The sequence below is a fragment of the Helicobacter baculiformis genome, from assembly GCF_900197685.1.
Lineage (GTDB): Bacteria > Campylobacterota > Campylobacteria > Campylobacterales > Helicobacteraceae > Helicobacter > Helicobacter baculiformis.
The window spans coordinates 1-17,804 of sequence record NZ_FZMF01000052.1 but is presented as its reverse complement, the minus strand read 5'-3'; the positions used below and the strand labels follow the sequence as shown (position 1 = coordinate 17,804).

The 17,804-nt window shown below is 41.9% G+C and carries 18 protein-coding genes; 12 read left to right on the top strand and 6 right to left on the bottom strand.

The features are described 5' to 3' along the window. Positions 1-25 precede the first annotated feature (25 nt). Positions 26-757 (top strand): hypothetical protein, encoded by a 732-nt coding sequence (locus C6G87_RS07225; RefSeq protein WP_104752843.1) that lies wholly within the window; start codon positions 26-28, stop codon positions 755-757. Positions 758-820: 63 nt separating this feature from the next. On the opposite strand, the gene C6G87_RS07220 is transcribed toward C6G87_RS07225, so the two are convergent. Together C6G87_RS07220 and C6G87_RS07215 are read right to left on the bottom strand one after the other, a co-directional pair. Continuing rightward, complete coding sequence (locus C6G87_RS07220) at positions 821-1,966, bottom strand: hypothetical protein (RefSeq protein WP_104752842.1); 1,146 nt, start codon at positions 1,964-1,966, stop codon at positions 821-823. Positions 1,967-1,969: 3 nt separating this feature from the next. Beyond that, positions 1,970-3,871: a methyl-accepting chemotaxis protein gene (locus C6G87_RS07215; protein WP_104752841.1), complete on the bottom strand. Its 1,902-nt coding sequence runs from the start codon at positions 3,869-3,871 to the stop codon at positions 1,970-1,972. A 129-nt stretch (positions 3,872-4,000) separates the two neighbouring features. On the opposite strand from C6G87_RS07215, the gene C6G87_RS07210 reads away from it, so the two are divergent. Genes C6G87_RS07210 through C6G87_RS07195 form a run of 4 tightly spaced genes read left to right on the top strand, consistent with a single transcriptional unit; the run spans position 4,001 to position 6,952 of the window. After that, positions 4,001-5,230, top strand: a complete 1,230-nt coding sequence (locus C6G87_RS07210; protein ID WP_233709063.1) for a hypothetical protein — start codon at positions 4,001-4,003, stop codon at positions 5,228-5,230. Next, on the top strand, positions 5,230-5,898 hold the full coding sequence (locus C6G87_RS07205) for an ABC transporter ATP-binding protein (protein ID WP_104752840.1): 669 nt from the start codon (positions 5,230-5,232) through the stop codon (positions 5,896-5,898). Before C6G87_RS07210 ends, C6G87_RS07205 begins: the two co-directional genes overlap by 1 nt. Then, positions 5,895-6,653: a hypothetical protein gene (locus tag C6G87_RS07200; protein WP_104752839.1), complete on the top strand. Its 759-nt coding sequence runs from the start codon at positions 5,895-5,897 to the stop codon at positions 6,651-6,653. Before C6G87_RS07205 ends, C6G87_RS07200 begins: the two co-directional genes overlap by 4 nt. Next, entirely contained in the window at positions 6,650-6,952 is a 303-nt protein-coding gene (locus tag C6G87_RS07195; RefSeq protein WP_104752838.1) for a hypothetical protein, read from the top strand. The genes C6G87_RS07200 and C6G87_RS07195 overlap by 4 nt, the downstream gene beginning before the upstream one ends. A gap of 8 nt (positions 6,953-6,960) precedes the next feature. Here C6G87_RS07195 and C6G87_RS08525 read toward each other — a convergent pair whose 3' ends face one another. The 4 genes from C6G87_RS08525 to C6G87_RS07180 form a co-directional block, all read right to left on the bottom strand. Further along, positions 6,961-7,110 (bottom strand): hypothetical protein, encoded by a 150-nt coding sequence (locus C6G87_RS08525; protein ID WP_158653129.1) that lies wholly within the window; start codon positions 7,108-7,110, stop codon positions 6,961-6,963. A gap of 96 nt (positions 7,111-7,206) precedes the next feature. Next, positions 7,207-8,553 carry a class II 3-deoxy-7-phosphoheptulonate synthase gene (locus C6G87_RS07190; protein WP_199767669.1) on the bottom strand — a complete coding sequence of 449 codons (1,347 nt, stop codon included), beginning with the start codon at positions 8,551-8,553 and terminating at the stop codon, positions 7,207-7,209. 2 nt (positions 8,554-8,555) lie between these two features. After that, a complete protein-coding gene (gene ruvA, locus C6G87_RS07185; protein WP_104752837.1) occupies positions 8,556-9,104 on the bottom strand; it encodes a Holliday junction branch migration protein RuvA in 549 nt (182 codons plus the stop codon). A 3-nt stretch (positions 9,105-9,107) separates the two neighbouring features. Continuing rightward, positions 9,108-10,907 carry a DUF342 domain-containing protein gene (locus tag C6G87_RS07180; protein WP_104752836.1) on the bottom strand — a complete coding sequence of 600 codons (1,800 nt, stop codon included), beginning with the start codon at positions 10,905-10,907 and terminating at the stop codon, positions 9,108-9,110. A 108-nt stretch (positions 10,908-11,015) separates the two neighbouring features. Between C6G87_RS07180 and murJ the strand changes: the two genes are divergently transcribed. Genes murJ through C6G87_RS07145 form a run of 7 tightly spaced genes read left to right on the top strand, consistent with a single transcriptional unit; the run spans position 11,016 to position 17,633 of the window. After that, positions 11,016-12,458 (top strand): murein biosynthesis integral membrane protein MurJ, encoded by a 1,443-nt coding sequence (gene murJ / locus C6G87_RS07175; protein ID WP_104752835.1) that lies wholly within the window; start codon positions 11,016-11,018, stop codon positions 12,456-12,458. 8 nt (positions 12,459-12,466) lie between these two features. Continuing rightward, entirely contained in the window at positions 12,467-13,897 is a 1,431-nt protein-coding gene (gene cysS, locus C6G87_RS07170) for a cysteine--tRNA ligase (RefSeq protein ID WP_199767668.1), read from the top strand. 28 nt (positions 13,898-13,925) lie between these two features. Beyond that, entirely contained in the window at positions 13,926-14,837 is a 912-nt protein-coding gene (locus tag C6G87_RS07165; protein WP_233709062.1) for a class 1 fructose-bisphosphatase, read from the top strand. A 2-nt stretch (positions 14,838-14,839) separates the two neighbouring features. Then, the gene (locus C6G87_RS07160; RefSeq protein ID WP_104752832.1) at positions 14,840-15,025 is read left to right on the top strand and encodes a hypothetical protein; all 186 of its coding nucleotides are present in this window, start codon (positions 14,840-14,842) and stop codon (positions 15,023-15,025) included. Between the two features lie 12 nt (positions 15,026-15,037). Beyond that, positions 15,038-15,697 carry an outer membrane protein gene (locus tag C6G87_RS07155; protein WP_233709061.1) on the top strand — a complete coding sequence of 220 codons (660 nt, stop codon included), beginning with the start codon at positions 15,038-15,040 and terminating at the stop codon, positions 15,695-15,697. Positions 15,698-15,739: 42 nt separating this feature from the next. Next, positions 15,740-16,831, top strand: coding sequence for a hypothetical protein (locus C6G87_RS07150; RefSeq protein WP_104752831.1), 1,092 nt, complete (start codon positions 15,740-15,742; stop codon positions 16,829-16,831). Beyond that, positions 16,818-17,633, top strand: coding sequence for a DNA adenine methylase (locus tag C6G87_RS07145; protein ID WP_104752830.1), 816 nt, complete (start codon positions 16,818-16,820; stop codon positions 17,631-17,633). The genes C6G87_RS07150 and C6G87_RS07145 overlap by 14 nt, the downstream gene beginning before the upstream one ends. Positions 17,634-17,804: the final 171 nt, after the last annotated feature.

Genomic DNA, 17,804 nt, shown 5'->3' with positions numbered 1-17,804 from the left:
AGGTTTGTAGGAACGGCTTTTAAATGTGGCAGATTTTTTAAAGAGTTTGGATATATCCACAAGTTATAAGAGCACTCCTCTTAAAGCACAAGATTTAAATGCTTATGCTGTCTTAAAGACCACTTCCCTAAGCCATGCTCCTTTCCAAGTGCTCATGCTCCAAGATAAATTAAACCATAAAAAGCGTGTGTTGTTAAGCATGGCACAAGCACACCTATATTTTCAGCCCGGGCGTATGCGCGGACTCAGTATAGCGGATAAAAAACGCATTCAAAAATTCCAAAACGAAGCCTCCACATATAACTTTATTCAATCTTATCACAAGCCCTTAGAAACTTTCATGCATGAGGCTAGTAAAATTGACCTAGTGCCTAAACACTCTAAAAAAGACTTTTACTACATTGTACAGGGGCGTATTTCTGAAGAAGGTGTTCAGCAAGTAAAAAGACTTCTTGATAGAAATGATGCAGTACATATCATCTTTTTGGGGCAGTTACCCTTTGATATGAATGAGGGCAAGCTTAGCGTTGGCGCGCGCACATGCTTTGCTTTGGCAAAAAGGGGGCAGAGTGTTATTAAAAGACTTCAAGCTCTAGAGAAATGCACACAAATAAATACAGATACCTTTGTAGACAACAACAGCGCTATTGATGCCATTGACAAGAACACTAGCGCTTTCGTGGATGACAATATCGGGATGTTAGAGGCAAAAGGTTGGCGTTATTTAAACTTTTTTATTCCTAATGTAGAGGAGTGAGCTAGCACCTGCTCACTTCGATTTAAATTTTCTGCCAAAACCTTGAAACACCAAAGATTTCTTTCAATACACGCAATAGCCATTGTCGAAACACCGCGCTTGTAATTTTTGAGTAAAACCCGGCTCCAAGCTGTCCAAAGACATCAGATGGCGTTTTTTAGGATCATCCCTACTTTGGCGGTAAAAAATCAACGTGCGCACAGCTTTTTTATCTCCGTCATCACCCACTCTAAAAAATTGTTGACTGAATTGGTGCAGGTAAAAGGTGCTGTCCACCAGCCTAAAAGTTACATAGAGCTTGGTGTAGATATTGTCTTGGGAAGAATCGTACTGCCCCATCTCAAAGGTCAGATAGGGGAATTTATAGGCTAGATCCACCTGCCCTTGATGGATACAAAGGGTTCTGCTGAGCAATTTGCCATTGTGGCGCGTCAACACACAGACAGAACTAGGATCGTCGGGGCTATCTAGATAGGTGGTTCGTTTGCTAAAGCTGTAGCGATCCGTGCCTACATTGAAGGAAAGGAGGTCCTGCTTTTTAGTTTTATATTTAGGCGCGCAGGGGGTAGAATTTACATTTTCTCCAAAGCAAACTTCTTTAGAGGAACGCACACTAGGACCGCTAGATTTATTTTGTAATTTCTCTAACAACTTATCATTGACATCGCCCATTGCGTAGGCGGAGCTCTCTTGTTCGTAGAAAGTCTTAGGAGCCCCTGCTGGGAAAAGCGTGTTATCCAAAGTTTGCTTGGCATAGCGCACCAAGTAGAAAGTGCCCTCTATGTTTTTGAAAACCAAGAGGGTTTGCGCGCTGGTGTTGGAGGTGGGCGTGTGCGTCCCGGTTTGGGTAAGCTTGAGAAGCAAGGCATCCCTAGTGTTTTGCATGTCCAAGTTATCAAAACCACCCAAACAAAAACCCTTGTAGAGTTTCTCTTTAAAGAGAATGCCCGTACACACCACGGGGGGGCGGGTGTTTTCCTTAGTCGTGTTGATCACATAGAGCAACATGTAGTTTTGTTTCCGGATACTAAAACTCTTCCCAGTAGCCTTAGAGTAAAGATTGTAATTGTCGCTTTCTAGAGTTTTATAACCCTGTTGGCGCACAAAGTCATCGGACCACCGCTTCACCTGATCTAAAGACTGGAAATAATCCAAAGCACACAGAGGGTGCAACATCCACAATAAAGCCAAGAATGCTTTCTTTAACATTTTTTACGCCTTAAATTTTTCAATCTCTACACCTAAAGCACCATATAGACCATCTAGGGACATACTCGTCTCACGCACCCTATTCACATCCTGCTGTTCCAAATATGCCAAAGTATTCAACTCTTTGATCTCCTTACTGATATTTTGACTATCATGCACCACCTCTTGCAAACTTTGTGCATTTTCATGGACATCGGCAATCACCTCTGAGATCTCTTGCACACTTTGTTGCATCACCTTCTGTACACTCGTAGCGAGTCTTGAAGTTTGAATGAGTTCTTGGGCATTCTCACCCAAGCTATGGTTAATATCATCGATATTCTGCACCATTTCGTTAATGGTTGAGTTAATATTTGTCAAACTATTTTGAGTCTTTTCAGCTAATTTACGCACTTCATCAGCCACCACCGCAAAGCCCCGCCCGTGCTCGCCCGCACGCGCTGCTTCGATAGCGGCATTGAGTGCGAGCAAATTGGTTTGGGCGGCGATGTCGTCAATGATAATTAAAACCTCTTGAATGCTATCAGTGCTCTTAGCTGTTGCTTCTAACTTATGGGAAAATTCCATGCTCTGTGTAGCGTTGTACTCTACACGCTTGCCTAAATCTTCCATCTGCCCATGCACTTTCTCCAATTGCATACCTGTTTGACTTAATTGCTTTCCATTGGAATCGGCGTTTTTGACGCGTTCTAGAATTCTTTCTGTGTTGTGCTGACTATGCTTAACAGCTTGCTCTACGACAGCAATCGCTTTATTGGTATTGTTATGTACGCTAGTTACACTTTCATTTAAGGCAGATGAGAGCATCTTACGCTGTTGGCTAATTTCTTTAAAGTGGCGCATCACTACCTGCATTTCTCCAATAAAACTATTAATATTGTGTGTGATTGCAGCAATTTCATCGCGCCCGCTCCGCCCTTTACTTGCATGAGGTAAGCGTTTTGTAAGGTCTTTATCTCCCGTTGTTAAATCCAAACTTAAGCGTTTTAAACGATCTAAAGGACGCGTTAGGTAGTAGATCCATGATAGTGTAACACTCAAAGTAACAAAGAGGGCTAATACTGAGATCACCAACATGGCGACGCGCAACTTGCTGACATTCTTAAAAGCAACTTCGGTAGGGATGCGCGTGATCACCTTCCAATGAGAGTCGGGCACGGTGGTGTAAACAATTAAATACTTATTATGTTCTGCTGTGCTGTGCGCGATACCCTCTTTAGTGCGCAAAATCTTTGGCGCAACATCCTTAAGAAATGAATCTTGATCGGCGATATTAGTGCCAATTTTAAGTTTGTTTGAACCTAGTATTAATCCAGTGCCATCGATCAAATCTAGCCCTCCACCTTCGCGATAACTCATGCGCTTGGCTTGAAGCTCAAAAAAATCTAAGGGAATATCTGCCCCTATTGCGCCAATAAATTTTCCATTGACAACTAAAGGCGTACTATAGGTAATGACAAGCTTACCCGTATAGGCATCTTTATAAATCTCTGAGACAGAAGTTTTATGTTCTGTACGCGCTGCCTTATACCACCACCGCACTCTAGGATCATAGCCTTTTGGAGGCGGTCCTAAACTAGAATACATCGCTCCATCTTCTAAGCCCACAAAGGTATGTAAGGCATCTAGATTTTTAGTTACATATTTGAGTTCTTTTAAAAGAGTGCCGACATCATTGGTCCACTTCTTACGGATATTTTCTGCGCCTGCATTAAAAAGCTTAAGTGTGTCCTGATTCCACGCGTCGATCCAATTCATATTTACTGTGACAATCTCAAGTAGATGATCTTCAGAGTTTTTAGTAACAATTTTGTGCACAAAACGTTCTACAAATACACCGAATGCCATAAAGCCTACTGTGAGCACCATTAACAGCATCAGGGCAATCTTTTCCTTAAAACCCACTATTCTCCTTCATACAAAGATAATATGCTACGCGTGAGAATATTTTATTGTAACATGGATGACCTAAAAACTGCGTCGATCCGCTTGTCTTTGGGTATAATAGAGCATCTATCGAGAAAATGGGTGCTTATGTTGTGCTTGCGACGCGCTGTTGCGCATGTTCTATTGTGCGCCTTACCTTTGTTAGGGACTGAGATCACTATGGATCCCTTTGGGTATCTAGGTCTCATCTACAATCAAGGCACGGAGCATAATGCGCATAGTTATGTAGGTTTTGATGCACGTGTGGGGACAAACTTTTCGCTCAACAATGGTTGGGCTTTTGGGATTGGTGCGATCGGAGCGTGGAATGTTTATAGCCACAATAAGAAATTCCAACCCATTGTGAGTATTGGAAATGTTTTAGGGAGTGTGGAAAACAACATGCGCCCTTATTTGAGTATGGGCGATATTTCAGACGCGTATATCAAATTTGATACCCAACGGCTTAAATTTGCCATCGGACGCTTTGATACCAATTTTGTAGATTTTGATTGGATTCAGGGCAATATTCAGGGCGGTAGTTTGTTTATCCATCGTAATGATTGGCGCTTTTGGGGTATTTTTATGGATTCGATGCTCTACAATGGCTATCAGGGCAATGACCTACAAGGTCCAAGAATCGCAACAGGGATCAACGCTCTAGCGTCCTATGACCCTGTTTCTAAGAAAAAGTATGTTGGAGGGGAGGTGGTGGCTCTGGGAATGGGCTATGAAAACAAAGGGTTCAATGTTGCCCCCTTTTTCCTTACAGACACCAAGCTCCCCCTAGGGGCAAGGGGGGCTTTATTCCAAGCAGGCATCAAAATGCAATACGAAGCTAGTATGCCCAAACATTTTAAATCCTATACCATCGTGCATGGAATTTATCAATATGGCGATACGGATGGGATCAAGGGGCAGGATCAAAGTGGGCTGTTTTGGGTGGATCAAACTTTCATGTATAAAATCTTTAACTTTGGAGCGGGGTTTTATATTGTGCCTTCCATGAGTCAAAAAGGTTTTTTTTGGTCTTTCAATGATAAAAGCAAATTCTATGGCAGGGGGATCAACTCGGTAGGTGTGCCCGCAATCTATTTTGCCAATAATACCATTACGGGCTATATTTTTGGGGGCATGTCTACTAATAAAGTCAGAGTAGATGCCATGCTTGCCTATGGTGTCTATCAAGAGTATTCACTCATGACTAATTACAAAATATGGCAATACAAGCAGATGATCTTAGATGCAGGGATTGGTTATGTGTATTCCTACTCTTCTAAAGTAATGAATAGTATTGGCAATTCCTCCTTTGTGCTTTTTACGAAGTTTTCTTACTAATGATCAGCATTTGTAACCTCAGCAAGTCCTATGGCAGACATCTAGCCCTAGACCAACTTAATCTAGAGATTCCTGCTTCCAAGATGGTAGGTTTGCTGGGTCCTAATGGTGCAGGTAAAAGCACCCTGCTCAAGATTCTAGCGGGCGCATGCGTACATTACAAAGGTAGTGTGAGTATCCATGGGCAACCTATAGGGGTGGAAACCAAAAAAAATACTGCTTATTTAAGTGAGCAGAGTTATATCCCTCCTAACGCTACTGCCCGTCAAATGTTACGCTTTTATCAAGATTTTTTCGATGACTTTGAACCCCCTCAAGCTTTAGAACTTTTAGAGCGTTTTGAAGTACCTCTTAGCAAATCTTTCAAGCGTCTTTCCAAGGGCATGCAAGAGAAATTGCAACTTTCCTTGATTTTGGCAAGAAAGGCGCAACTTTTTATTTTAGATGAACCTTTGGGCGGAGTTGATCCGCTTGCGCGTCAAGAGATTTTAGAGTTGATTGTGGAGCAATGCCACCACGCCAGTGTTTTATTGTCCACGCACCTTATCCATGATGTACAACCCTATCTCGATCTGGCCATTTTTCTTAAGGCTGGCAAAATTCGCGCCTGCGAACATGTCACATCGTTGGGTTCTTTAGAAGGTGTCTACAAGGAACGCATGCAATGATTAAACTCTTTAAGCATGATTTTTTAGAAAATTACGCCCCCATCGTAGGCGCAAATGTTTTTCTGGTATTGTGTTGGATTATTACCACCCACAATCCCACCACAGATGATCAGTTTTTTTGGTTATTTCTATTTTCTAATGCGTTCCTATTTTCTGGAAGTCTTGCTTTAGTGGTGCTCATAGCGCTAGCCATCTTGCGTTCTACCCAACAAAAACTTTTTGGCAAACAGGCTTATTTAACATGGAGTTTACCTCTAAGCATAGATACTATTTTGCTTGCTAAAATTGCTATCAATGTCTTTTGGGTTGCCTTCAGTATGTTCTGCTTAGGTTTAGCTCTCATTCTCCCTTATGCGCTCTCTTGCGATAACTTCCGCGATTTTTTAGATGCCTTAACTTCCTATCTTGGTCAACATGGCGCTAGACTTAGCAAGTATGCCCTAACAACTTTGCTTGTTTTTACCTTGCTTTATCTCGAATTTCTCCTTGTTTTAAGCCTTTTGCATGCCCTTAAGCCTAAATACGCAGCGAGTCTACTAGGTTTAGTTTTTTTTATCTTAATAGACTTGTGTTTACTTATCCCCTCGCGCGTATTTCTGCCATGGGCTACCTATGGGCATTTTGATTATTATGTCAGCTTTTTCAGTGCAGACATGCAAGAAAGCCTTCATTTTTTAGGCGTGGAATGCCTGAAAATTGTTTGCCTCTATGCACTTGTGCGCACCTTATTACTTAAAAGATTGGAGCTAGAATGAGAGCAACACGCATTTGTGTCTTAGCTTTTAGCGCACTCTGTGCCCAAAGCGATTATTGTAGTGATGTGTGTTATGGAAATAAAGACTCGCGCATACCGCCTATGGAATTTCATTTGAGTCTCCCCCACTCCATCGACTACTATCTCAAACATCCTAGAACTAGAGCCAAAATGCTTAAAAAATGTCAAAAAGCTTTTAGCGCAACAGGCGTAACAGAAATCATGACCGAAACTTTTAAAAAAAACTGCACACTCGCTAAGCAAGCTCAAGACCAACAAGATCAGCTCACTAAGCCCTAAAGCGTGCCCTATTTTTGTTCAGGTTGCCAAATGGTCTTTTCTGAGGGCGTGTAGTCTTTTTCATCTTCCAGAACTTGCGCCTTACTCTCTGCACAAGCATTGAGAAAAATCGCCACCGCACCCACCAAGAGACACCAATACATGCCAGTCCTGCGCATGTTTATTCCTTTACAATGATTGATTTAACACGACGGATTATAGCGCAAAATACCAACAGCACCCTGTATTAGATTCAAGCTTGAGGTATAAAAACCTTAACATCGCATTGTGCTATTGGTCTTGAGCATATCCGCAAGTAAGAAAGCTAGCTCAAGCGCTTGGGTAGCATTTAGTCTTGGATCGCATTGGGTATTATAATTATGAGCAAGTACCTCTTCTGTAATTGCTTGCGAGCCACCAATACATTCGGTTACATTCTGCCCTGTCATTTCTAAATGAATCCCCCCCACATGACTCTTTAAAGCATGTGAAATGGCGAAGAAATCCTTGACTTCCTGTAGAATATGTGTGAATGAACGCGTCTTCATGCCCATCTTGGTTTTGATGGTGTTGCCATGCATAGGATCACACACCCATACGATTTCTTTTTGAGCGTCCAAGATTCCCTTCAAGAGGGAGGGAAATTTTTCCTGTAATTGTGCGCCCATGCGTACGATGAAACTCAAGCGTCCGGCCTCATTTTGAGGGTTGAGCGCTTCACAAAGCCCTAGTAATTGTTCTAAAGTGCTATTGGGTCCAATCTTGACCCCAATGGGGTTTCCTACCCCTCGCAAAAACTCCACATGTGCCTGTTTTAAATCCCGTGTGCGTTCTCCAATCCAAAGCATATGGGCTGAACAACTATACCACTTGGAGGTCAAACTATCTTGACGCACCAGCGCCTCTTCATAATTCAACAAAAGCGCCTCATGACTGGTGTAAAAGTCAGTCTCTTTGAGTGCGGGAAGGTCGGCAACGCCACACGCTTGCATGAAGTCCAAAGCTTGGGTAATTTGCATGGCTAGTGCTTCGTACTGCTGTCCTAAGTCATTATTTTTTACAAAGTCTAAGTTCCAGCGGTGGATTTCTGCCAAATCTGCTAACCCTCCTTTGGCAAAGGCACGCAGTAGATTAAGCGTGGCAGCGCTTTGGTGATAACCCTGCAATAAGCGTTGTGGGTCTGCTTGGCGCGCTTTTATATCGACGCTATTGACCATATCCCCACGATAAATGGGTACTTCCACACCCTCCACATACTCGCTTTCTTGACTTCTAGGCTTGGCAAATTGCCCAGCAATTCTACCCACCTTAATTACAGGACAACGCCCTCCAAAGGCAAGCACCACGCTCATCTGCAAGATCACTTTAAAAAGGTCTCTAATCCCATCAGCACTAAAATTTTTAAAACTCTCGGCGCAATCACCCCCCTGTAATAAGAACGCACGCCCCTTAGAAGCTTCTTTAAGAGCATCTTTAAGAGTACGGATCTCTTTAGCAAAAACAAGAGGTGGGTAACCTCTCAAGGTTTCTTCCACCGCCTCTAAAGCCCTTAAATCAGGGTAAATTGGCTGCTGTAAAATGGGAAAATTACGCCAACTGCGCACATGCCATGTTTGCTGCATCTCTACCTCAATCGCTGTAACGCTTGTTTGATGATCTCTTGTGTGCTGAGTTCTTTGGGCAGAGATGCGCATACTTTAAGCACCTCTATGCTCTTAAACCCTAAGCTTTCTAAAGCACGCACGGCTTCTTCATTGCGAGGAGTCTGCACTTGCCCAAACAAATAGCCTTCTAAATCAAAGATAATTTTAGCCCCCAACTTGCCCCCTACACCGGGTACTTTTTGCAAGGCTTTCACATCACGCTCAGCTAAGAGCGTAGCAAAATCTTGCGGACCATAAACGGAGAGGATTGCTAGGGCAATCTTTGCTCCCACACCGCTAATTTTCAATAGACGCTCAAAAAGCGCGCGCGCTTCAAGGTCCAAAAAGCCAAAGAGGGTTTGAGAATCCTCTTTGACAACAAGCGTAGTATGCAGGCGCACCTCCTGCCCTTCTTGTATAGAGGTACTTGTGTGCAGATCCACATGTACACCATAGACCACCCCCCCAACTTGGAGAACGATAAAAGTCGGCTCCACGCTGAGGGCATGTCCAACTAAACCCACAATCATGGATTATTTAACTCTCACCAATTCAGAACCATCTAATTTGAAATCTACCATCTCACCACTCTCAGTTTGGAGAACCTGACTACTGCGCCCCGTATACATGCGGTCGCAAGCGATGGTGTTAAACGCATTCCATGCGCCCTTCCTCGATAGGCGTGCGCTGGACATGTTAGATTCGATGGAAGTCAGGCGATCTAAAAATTTGCGGTTAATCTCTTGAATTTTGAGGATATAAAGCCGTAAAATTTTGATGCGGTGCAAGCAATCCATGAAGTCATGATAAATACGCTGGATAGATTCCTCTTCCATAAGCGCCTTGCGTGCCACTATATCTGCATTTTTAATTTTATCAATAGTGCATTGATTCTTTTGGACAAAAAAGCTCAGCTGTTGGTATTGCGCCATGATCTCCTGTGCTTTTTCTTTATAGCGCGCCATCTCCGCCTTAGTTTCTTCAAAAATACGCTTGGTATCCAGATCGGCAAAAGCGGAAAAATAAAAACGATTTTCACTTCCGTCGATGTGCTCTAGCATACATTGGTTAGAAAAATGCACGGTATTATTAGATTTAAGTTGCTTTAGATGGATTTCTCGTGCAAAAATTTGTGCCCCACTGCTTGCATCGATTTCGCAAGTTTGGGCGACGATAGTACCCCTATCAGCGTATTTGCAGAAGACTTTGCTACCCGTGCAAACACCCATATTATTACTTACAAAGATTTCATCCGCTTCCACTTTACTCTCATTATGTAGCTGCCCCTCTACAATCACCTTTTTGGCCACAAGTTTAACATGTTTACCTACATTCCCTTTAACATGGATCTCTTGCGCTTCAATCTGTAGATTACTTTCAATGGCATTATCAATTTCGTTTTTGGCATTAATGGAAAGGACCATGCCATTTTGAATCCCTCCTAAAAACATCGGTGTATTAGTGCTTTTCATTTCCGTATAACTGCTCTTGGTAGAACTCTTGAGAGTATGCCCTACTAACGCAATGTATTGTGCAATCTTGGAAAAATAAACAATCTTCTCGGGGGCTTCTTTGATATCAAACGCTTCAGGATTATATTCCAAAGTAACCGAAGCAGGTTTTTCCTCTTTAACCTGGATAAATTCTCCCATAAGATTGCGCCCGCTTACCCCTGCAATAGGTTTGACATATTCGAGCACGGCATCTCCCACCCCAGCGCCATAGATCGCATTTGCAGGCGCTTGTTGCTTATTTTTCTCCTCCCAAACTTTTTTAAGAGTGAAATGCACTTGCCCTGATTTACTAGAGCGATAAGATGCACGCTTGAGTAGAATTCTAGCAGCCTCTTGCTCCATCTTGGTATGGCGACGCAACTCCTTCTTTAAAATAGTGTGCTGGGTGTCCATATGACGGAATAAGATTTTCCTAAGAGCCATTTGGGTTTCTATGGCTCTGCACACTTCCTGAAATAACCTTTCATCCTCTACAATCATGAAAGGACTTTCAAAGACAGCATACATCTCGCTATTATCTTCTGAAATCTCTAACTTGTAAAAGTACTCAAATAATTTTTTTTTAATGCAAATATCGTAGCGCTGGATTATCTCCACTTGTTTATCATTGAAAAATACATCATCATCAATTTTTTTAGCCTCCCCTTCTGTGAGAAGCTTGAAAACATCTTTAGGGTCCGTGCGCACAAGCGTACGTACCTTGAGCAGATCGAACCACAGATCCTCTATATCTAGATCATGAGCTTGGGCTACTTTTTCTAATTCTGACTGAATGTCCCCGCAATCACTCACAACCTTAGAGTAAAACTCGCTTGCCAAAACACACTCCTTCTCTCATCTGTGTATATCATAGTGCACATCAGCTAAAAACACAATATGAATTAATATTTCTTAGGCTAAAATGCACCACTTTAGACGGGGGTTTTTTTGCTCAAAAAGTTTTTTTTAACCAATAGTTCAGGGATTCTGTGTTCTAGAATCGCGGGGTTTGTGCGTGATTTGCTGAGTGCATCTATTTTAGGGAGCGGAGTCTATAGCGACATTTTCTTTGTAGCTTTCAAATTTCCCAACCTCTTTAGGCGCATTTTTGCAGAGGGAGCGTTTGCTCAAAGCTTTATGCCCGCTTTTATCCGTAGCCACCACAAGGCTAGCTTTAGTTTAAGTGTATTGGGGATTTTTAGCACTTTGCTTATCATTTTAGGTTTAATCGTGCATTGCAATGCGCCCTTTTTTACTAAGTTGCTCGCCTATGGCTTTGACGCGCGTACGATCGCACTTGCTCAAGATGTCGTGGCGTTAAATTTTTGGTATCTTCTTTTGGTTTTTTTGAGCACCTTTTTTAGTGCGCTTTTGCAATATAAAAATAGTTTTTTTGTGAGTGCTTATCATACAATTTTACTCAATATGGGCATGATCTGCGGGTTACTCTTAGGCAAAGACAAGGCTTCTTTGGAGGTGGTGTATTATTTAAGTTACGGAGTGTTATGGGGTGGGATAGGGCAGGTGCTCGCACATTTCTACCCCCTCTATGTCTTAGGCTTTTTCAAGCTTTTTTACTTAGGTTTTAAACATGGTTTTAAACGGACTAAAGTTCCCGTTCAGCATGGCTTAAGAATCGAGCTTAAAAGCTTTTTTAAGCAGTTCTTCCCCAGTGTTTTAGGCAATTCAGCTAGCCAACTTTCTGCCTTCATGGACACTTTGTTGGCCTCTTTCTTGGGCGCGGGGAGCATTTCTTACCTTTATTATGCCAATCGTGTCTTTCAGTTGCCCCTCGCTCTTTTTGCTATTGCCATCTCTGTGGCATTGTTCCCCACTATTGCTAAAGCCCTTAAAAACCACAATAGCATGCAAGCCCTCAAGCACATGCAAGGCGCGTTTGCTTTTCTTACCCTTACGCTCTTGGCTTCTAGTTTGGGAGGTGTGCTTTTAAGTGAACCCATTATTGCCTTACTTTTTGAGCATGGGCGCTTTAGTGCCCAAGACACTTTGCAGTGTGCAGCGGTTTTTAGGATGTATCTTGTAGGGCTTCTGCCATTTGGACTTTCTAAAATTTTTGCCCTTTGGCTTTATGCGCAGGGACAACAGCTCAAAGCTGCCAAAATCGCATTATTATCTTTGATTTTTGGATTACTATCCTCTTTGGTGTGCATGCACTACTGGCAGGCAAGTGGGTTGGCTTTAGCCAGTAGCCTAACTGGATACATGCTCTGCTTTTTAAATATTAGGGCTTTTGGATTTAAGCGCTTTTTGGGCATGATTTCGCTCGAACAAGGAATATGGCTCGTGGGCTTGCTCGCTTTAGAGTTGCTGCTGTTAAGCCTTTTCCTGTGGTGTTTAAAAGTGTTTGAAGCACTCCATTATTTCAATTAAGGGCACTGATGCAACCCGTCTATATCTATAGTAGCCAACATAAGCAGAAGATGCGTTTAGAACCTATTCAAGGTAACCAAATTAAAATCTATGTTTGTGGACCTACGGTCTATGATCATGCTCATTTAGGGCATGCTAGAAGCGCGATTGCCTTTGATCTTTGGTGGCGTGTTTTGGAACAAAGTGGCTACAGCGTGTTAATGGGGCGTAATTTTACTGATATTGACGATAAAATCATCGCTAAAGCTCTCAAAGAAGGCACGGATATTAACACTTTGAGCACGCACTTTATAGAGAGTTATTTAACCGACATGGACGCTCTTGGAGTGCAACGCCCTCACCTTGAACCTAAGGCTAGCGCGTGTTTGGATGCAATTATAGCCATGATTGAACGCCTTTTAGAGAATGGGCATGCTTACCGCACGGAAAATCATGATATCTATTTGGACACCCATACCGATCATGCCTATGGATCTTTAAGTGCACACACACATAGTGAAGCGGACATGAGTCGTTTGGAAGACAATCCCTATAAACGCCACCCACAAGATTTTGCTCTATGGAAGAGTTATAAGGGCGCTGAAGATGTGGGCTATGCAAGTCCTTTTGGTGAAGGCAGACCGGGATGGCATATTGAATGTTCGAGTATGATTTTTCAGACTTTAGCTTATCAAGATCAGCCCTATCAAATCGATATCCATGCAGGCGGTTGCGACTTACTTTTTCCCCACCATGAAAATGAGGCTTCTCAAACTCGTTGTGCTTTTGATCAAGAGCTCGCCAAGTATTGGATTCATAATGGTTTTGTCAATATCTCGGGGCAGAAAATGAGTAAAAGTTTAGGTAACAGCTTTTATATCAAAGATGCCTTAAAGGTTTACGATGGCGAGATTTTGCGTAACTATTTATTAGGCGTGCATTACCGCGCCACCTTAAACTTTAATGAGGAAGATTTATTAGTGAGCAAAAAGCGCCTAGATAAACTTTACCGCCTCAAACAACGGGCATTAGAGTGTGCAGATCCTAAAGAGGCTAGTCCTACCCAAGCATTTCAAGAAGCCTTCTTGCAAGCACTCCAAGACGATCTGAATATCTCTAAGGCTTTGCGTATTTTGGAAGAACACGTGCACGAGTGCAATGATGCCTTGAATCGCGCTTCTAAGAAAGCTAAACAAACCCTATCGCATACAATTTTGCAAGATCTTGCTTATACAAACGCCCTTTTAGGATTAGGAGATAAGAATCCTACTTCTTATTTTCAACTCGGTGTCAACGCTACTTTTAAAGCCTACATTGAAAACCAAATTGCGTTACGTGCACAGGCTAAACAGACTAAGGATTTTGCGCTTGCCGATCGCATTCGAGAAGATTTACTTAAACAGGGGATTGCCCTGATGGACACTTCTAGCACCACTTTATGGGAGTGTATACAGGGGTGATTATCTAGGTATTACACAAGCAAAGCTCATGCTATTATGGACGCACAAATCCACACAAAGGTTATTCATGGATACCACCACAGAACACACATTTTTAACAGCACTACAAAGTATCGGCACTCAAGTTTATCAAACAATTAAACAGAGTGATGCGCGTTACACAGAGAATCTTAACCCCACCGCCGATCAACAACTTGACCTTGATATCAAAGTAGATCGTTTGATTTTTGAGCATTTTGTGGAACTTGAAGATGTAGTAGGTGTGATGAGTGAAGAGCAGGCGGAAGCACACTATAAAAAGGGTGGGCAGGGGTGGTTAGTTGCCTTTGACCCCTTAGATGGTTCAAGTGTTGTAGGGGCTAATTTTTTAGTGGGCAGTATCTTTGGCATTTATGCAGGCACTTCCGAGGGTTTTAAAGAAGCATATATCGCTAAAAATTTAGAAATGGCAGCCTATATCCTCTATGGGGCTAAACTAGAATTGGTTGTAGCGACACGTGCACGTGTTGTGCATTATCTTTACTGTGAATCCCAAGGGATATGGGTGAATAAAGGAGATTTGCGTTTGCAAGATAAGGGTAAAAATATCGCACCCGGAGGAAGCTGGCAGTACTTTAATCCTGAGTATCGAGCGTTTTTAGATCATTTTTTTACACAAGGTTATCGCTTACGCTACAGCGGAAGCATGGTGGCTGATGTCCATCATCTCTTACACAAACAAGGTGGAATCTTTTGTTATCCAGCTACTAGCGATGCACCTAAGGGTAAATTACGCAAACTTTTTGAAGTCTATCCTTTAGCCTTTGTGGTGGAAAGTGCAGGGGGGATAGCTCTTGATGGGCGTGCACAACGCCTTTTAGACAGCGGATTAGAAGGTCTGCATGATAAAAGTTCTTGTTTTTTGGGTTCTAAAACTGAAATGCAAGCGCTTAAGGGGTAGGTATGGAAGAAGACTTTGTGAAAAATTTAGAGACACACCAGCAAAAGGTGCGTGCTTGTCAAGAACGCAAGGGGGTGGGCTCATGCTTAAAATGTAGCCTTGTTTTGGAGTGTAAGGAGCGCCAAACTTATGTGCAGAGTGTTTACATGAGTATGAGTAAAGGGCAGCAAGGCAGTTTTGATTTTTAAGGAGTTGTGGGCTTGAAGGCATTGAGCTTAATGGCCGGATTAAGCATTTTGGCAGGCGGGCTAGGCGCAGAAAGAAATGGAGTCTTTATCAGCGCGGGATTCCAATATAGTTTAGTCAAGACGACTATTACAGGAGCTTATGGCGTGCCTAGCGACTTAGATATTCATGCAGGGCAGAGCAACATGTATGGTGTGGCGTTGCGCGCGGGTTACAAATATTTCTTTGGCAGGGGTGAGCGGCGTAATGGAGTGCGTGCCTATGCCTTTTACAATTATGGCTATAGTAGCCCTACCTTTAATGGTTTGCAACTTAATAGCAATGTTTATGGGGTAGGGACGGATTATCTTTTTGATTTTTTAGATCGCGTTAAAATCCAAGCGGGTTTCTTTATAGGGATAGGTTTTGCAGGGAGTTCATGGAGCACTAACAAGGCAAGCATGTTTAAAAGTTTGTTGGTCTACCCTAATACTGAAACCAATTTCAGTTATTTTCAAATTCCTTTGCAATGGGGACTTAGAATCAACGCTAGCAAGCGGCACGGCTGGGAAATGGGTATTAAAATCCCCATATTGCACAATTACTATTTTAAGGACATTATTAATAAGCAAGTGAATGGACTAACTTTCCAAAGAAGTCTAGTTTTTTATACCCACTATATTTATAATTTTTAGGCAAGTTTAGGACTTGCTTTAAAGTTGTAAAAGGAGCTTTGTGTGGAGTTGCATGCACAAATTAGAAATTTTACTTACAAAAAATGTTGGCATAAAAACCTAGCATACTTTGAGATTGACAATGTGAATACTCTGCCAAGTCGATGCTTGGTGAATATCGCAAATAAAACCCTAGCCCTCAGTAAGTGGGTGAGTCCAAAGCGAACGCGCTCGTACCCCTATGCAAGGGTGTATGATACCTTTGATGTTTCAGCAAATAAAGTTGTAACTATCATTCCATTAATTAAGGATGAGGGGATTGGGGGGGATATGGACTATTTACAATGGGACACAATTTCTTTAATGAGTCTATTGAATGTCTATGTCATTTTGAGTTTTTATGATCAGGCGGATCTAGCGTCTAGATCGTCGCATAAAATCACCCATCAAAAACTCAATCATGCTCATGTCATAGAACAGCTTGTTAAAATAGCAAGCTATCACCAGACGGCATTGCATTGGAATCTTGATCAGTTGAAGAATGAAAATTTACTATGCCTTTTACATTCTATCAAAATTTCTTATGAAGGTATCTCGCATCGCTTGGGTGTTCAGATGCACCCCTTTGAAAATATTGAAAAGTTTGCGCAAAAAATCTCACAGAGTAGAACATCCTTCATGCGGTTTTCAAGACAAAAGGCGCAGAAAGCACAGGTGAGAGAAAGTCTCACCACCCAGCCCAAAGAGCGTATTGGAATAGGTTGCAAATCTAAGATTATTGTTGAAAATTATTTGGGCGGACAATATTTTTTAACAATTGATGATGCAATTTTGAATCAAAATATTTTATATCTATGCGAAAGCAAGCATAGTAAAAATAGCCTTCTTCCTAACGATGATGACATTAAAGACGGGTTATTAAAATTGATGCTTTATCTTAATTTGGAAAAAATACATGGATTTGATCGCTTCAGCACCGCATTGAGATTGACATCAGATATTTTAGAGGATACCTTCATGCTTCCCAGTGCGCATTTGCATACTTTGATTGGTCGCCATCGTTTTTCATCTTCTCAGATAGCAACTTTAAAGGCGTTAAATATGGAATCGCAAAACAATAATTTCGAAATTTGGATTAATCATGGGATATTTTAAATCACCCTTGCGCTATCCCGGTGGTAAATCGAGGGCTCTTAAGTTTTTAAAAACTTATTTTTTGAAAGATTTTAAAGAATATCGTGAGCCATTTTTTGGTGGCGGTAGTGTGGGTCTTTACTTGGCGCAAACACATCTAGAAGAAGCACAGTTTTATGCCAATGATTTAAATTATGATGTGTATTGCTTTTGGCAGACTCTAAAAACACAAGGGCATGATCTTATTGGAGCGATCCAGCAAATCAAACAAGATTATACAAATGGGCGAGAACTTTACCAAATTTTATTAGAGCGTAGGCGCGAAGGTCTTAGCGATTTTCAAAGGGCAGTAGATTTTTTTGTCCTGAATCGTATCTGTTTCTCAGGAGTTGTAGATTGTGGTGGGTATTCGCAAAAAGCTTATGAAACGCGTTTCACACAAACTTCCATCCAGAGATTATATCATGTTCAAGAGGCAATTAAGAAGTTCGCTTTTACCTCCAATGATTATGCAGAATTGCTACAAAAAGATGGACATCATGTCTTTATCTTTTTGGATCCGCCATACTACAATGCCGCTAAATCGAGACTCTATGGCAAAAAAGGAGATTTGCATTTGGGGTTTGATCATCAAAACCTTTGCGATCACCTCAAACAGACCAAGCACAAATTTTTATTGACTTATGATGATAGTTGCTTCATCAGAGGACTTTACAAAAACTTTTACATACGGGAGTATCGTGTGCAATACGGCATGAACAATTACAAGCAAGAAAAAGCACTTGCAGGCAAAGAGCTTTTAATTAGTAACTTTGTTGTTTAACCCATCATGCGCCTCTTTTCTTTTAGAAAGAAACTTAGAGCAAGTATGGATGAAAGGCAGGAATTGAGATGAGCCCATTAAAAGTAAGATGCTTTTATGGGTTGCAAGACTTAAAGTCTGTTGCAAGCAAGAATTAACCTAGCAAGCCGTCGGCTTGCTCTCCACGCTGTT

Excerpts from the sequence above, each read along its gene's own strand:
- C6G87_RS08525 (WP_158653129.1), bottom strand. The coding sequence starts at position 7,110 with ATGCGCAGGACTGGCATGTATTGGTGTCTCTTGGTGGGTGCGGTGGCG.
- C6G87_RS07220 (WP_104752842.1), bottom strand. The coding sequence starts at position 1,966 with ATGTTAAAGAAAGCATTCTTGGCTTTATTGTGGATGTTGCACCCTCTG.
- ruvA (WP_104752837.1), bottom strand. The coding sequence starts at position 9,104 with ATGATTGTGGGTTTAGTTGGACATGCCCTCAGCGTGGAGCCGACTTTT.
- C6G87_RS07165 (WP_233709062.1), top strand. The coding sequence starts at position 13,926 with ATGCTATTATGGACGCACAAATCCACACAAAGGTTATTCATGGATACC.
- C6G87_RS07210 (WP_233709063.1), top strand. The coding sequence starts at position 4,001 with ATGTTGTGCTTGCGACGCGCTGTTGCGCATGTTCTATTGTGCGCCTTA.
- C6G87_RS07200 (WP_104752839.1), top strand. The coding sequence starts at position 5,895 with ATGATTAAACTCTTTAAGCATGATTTTTTAGAAAATTACGCCCCCATC.
- cysS (WP_199767668.1), top strand. The coding sequence starts at position 12,467 with ATGCAACCCGTCTATATCTATAGTAGCCAACATAAGCAGAAGATGCGT.
- C6G87_RS07190 (WP_199767669.1), bottom strand. The coding sequence starts at position 8,553 with ATGCAGCAAACATGGCATGTGCGCAGTTGGCGTAATTTTCCCATTTTA.
- C6G87_RS07205 (WP_104752840.1), top strand. The coding sequence starts at position 5,230 with ATGATCAGCATTTGTAACCTCAGCAAGTCCTATGGCAGACATCTAGCC.
- C6G87_RS07195 (WP_104752838.1), top strand. The coding sequence starts at position 6,650 with ATGAGAGCAACACGCATTTGTGTCTTAGCTTTTAGCGCACTCTGTGCC.
- C6G87_RS07160 (WP_104752832.1), top strand. The coding sequence starts at position 14,840 with ATGGAAGAAGACTTTGTGAAAAATTTAGAGACACACCAGCAAAAGGTG.
- C6G87_RS07145 (WP_104752830.1), top strand. The coding sequence starts at position 16,818 with ATGGGATATTTTAAATCACCCTTGCGCTATCCCGGTGGTAAATCGAGG.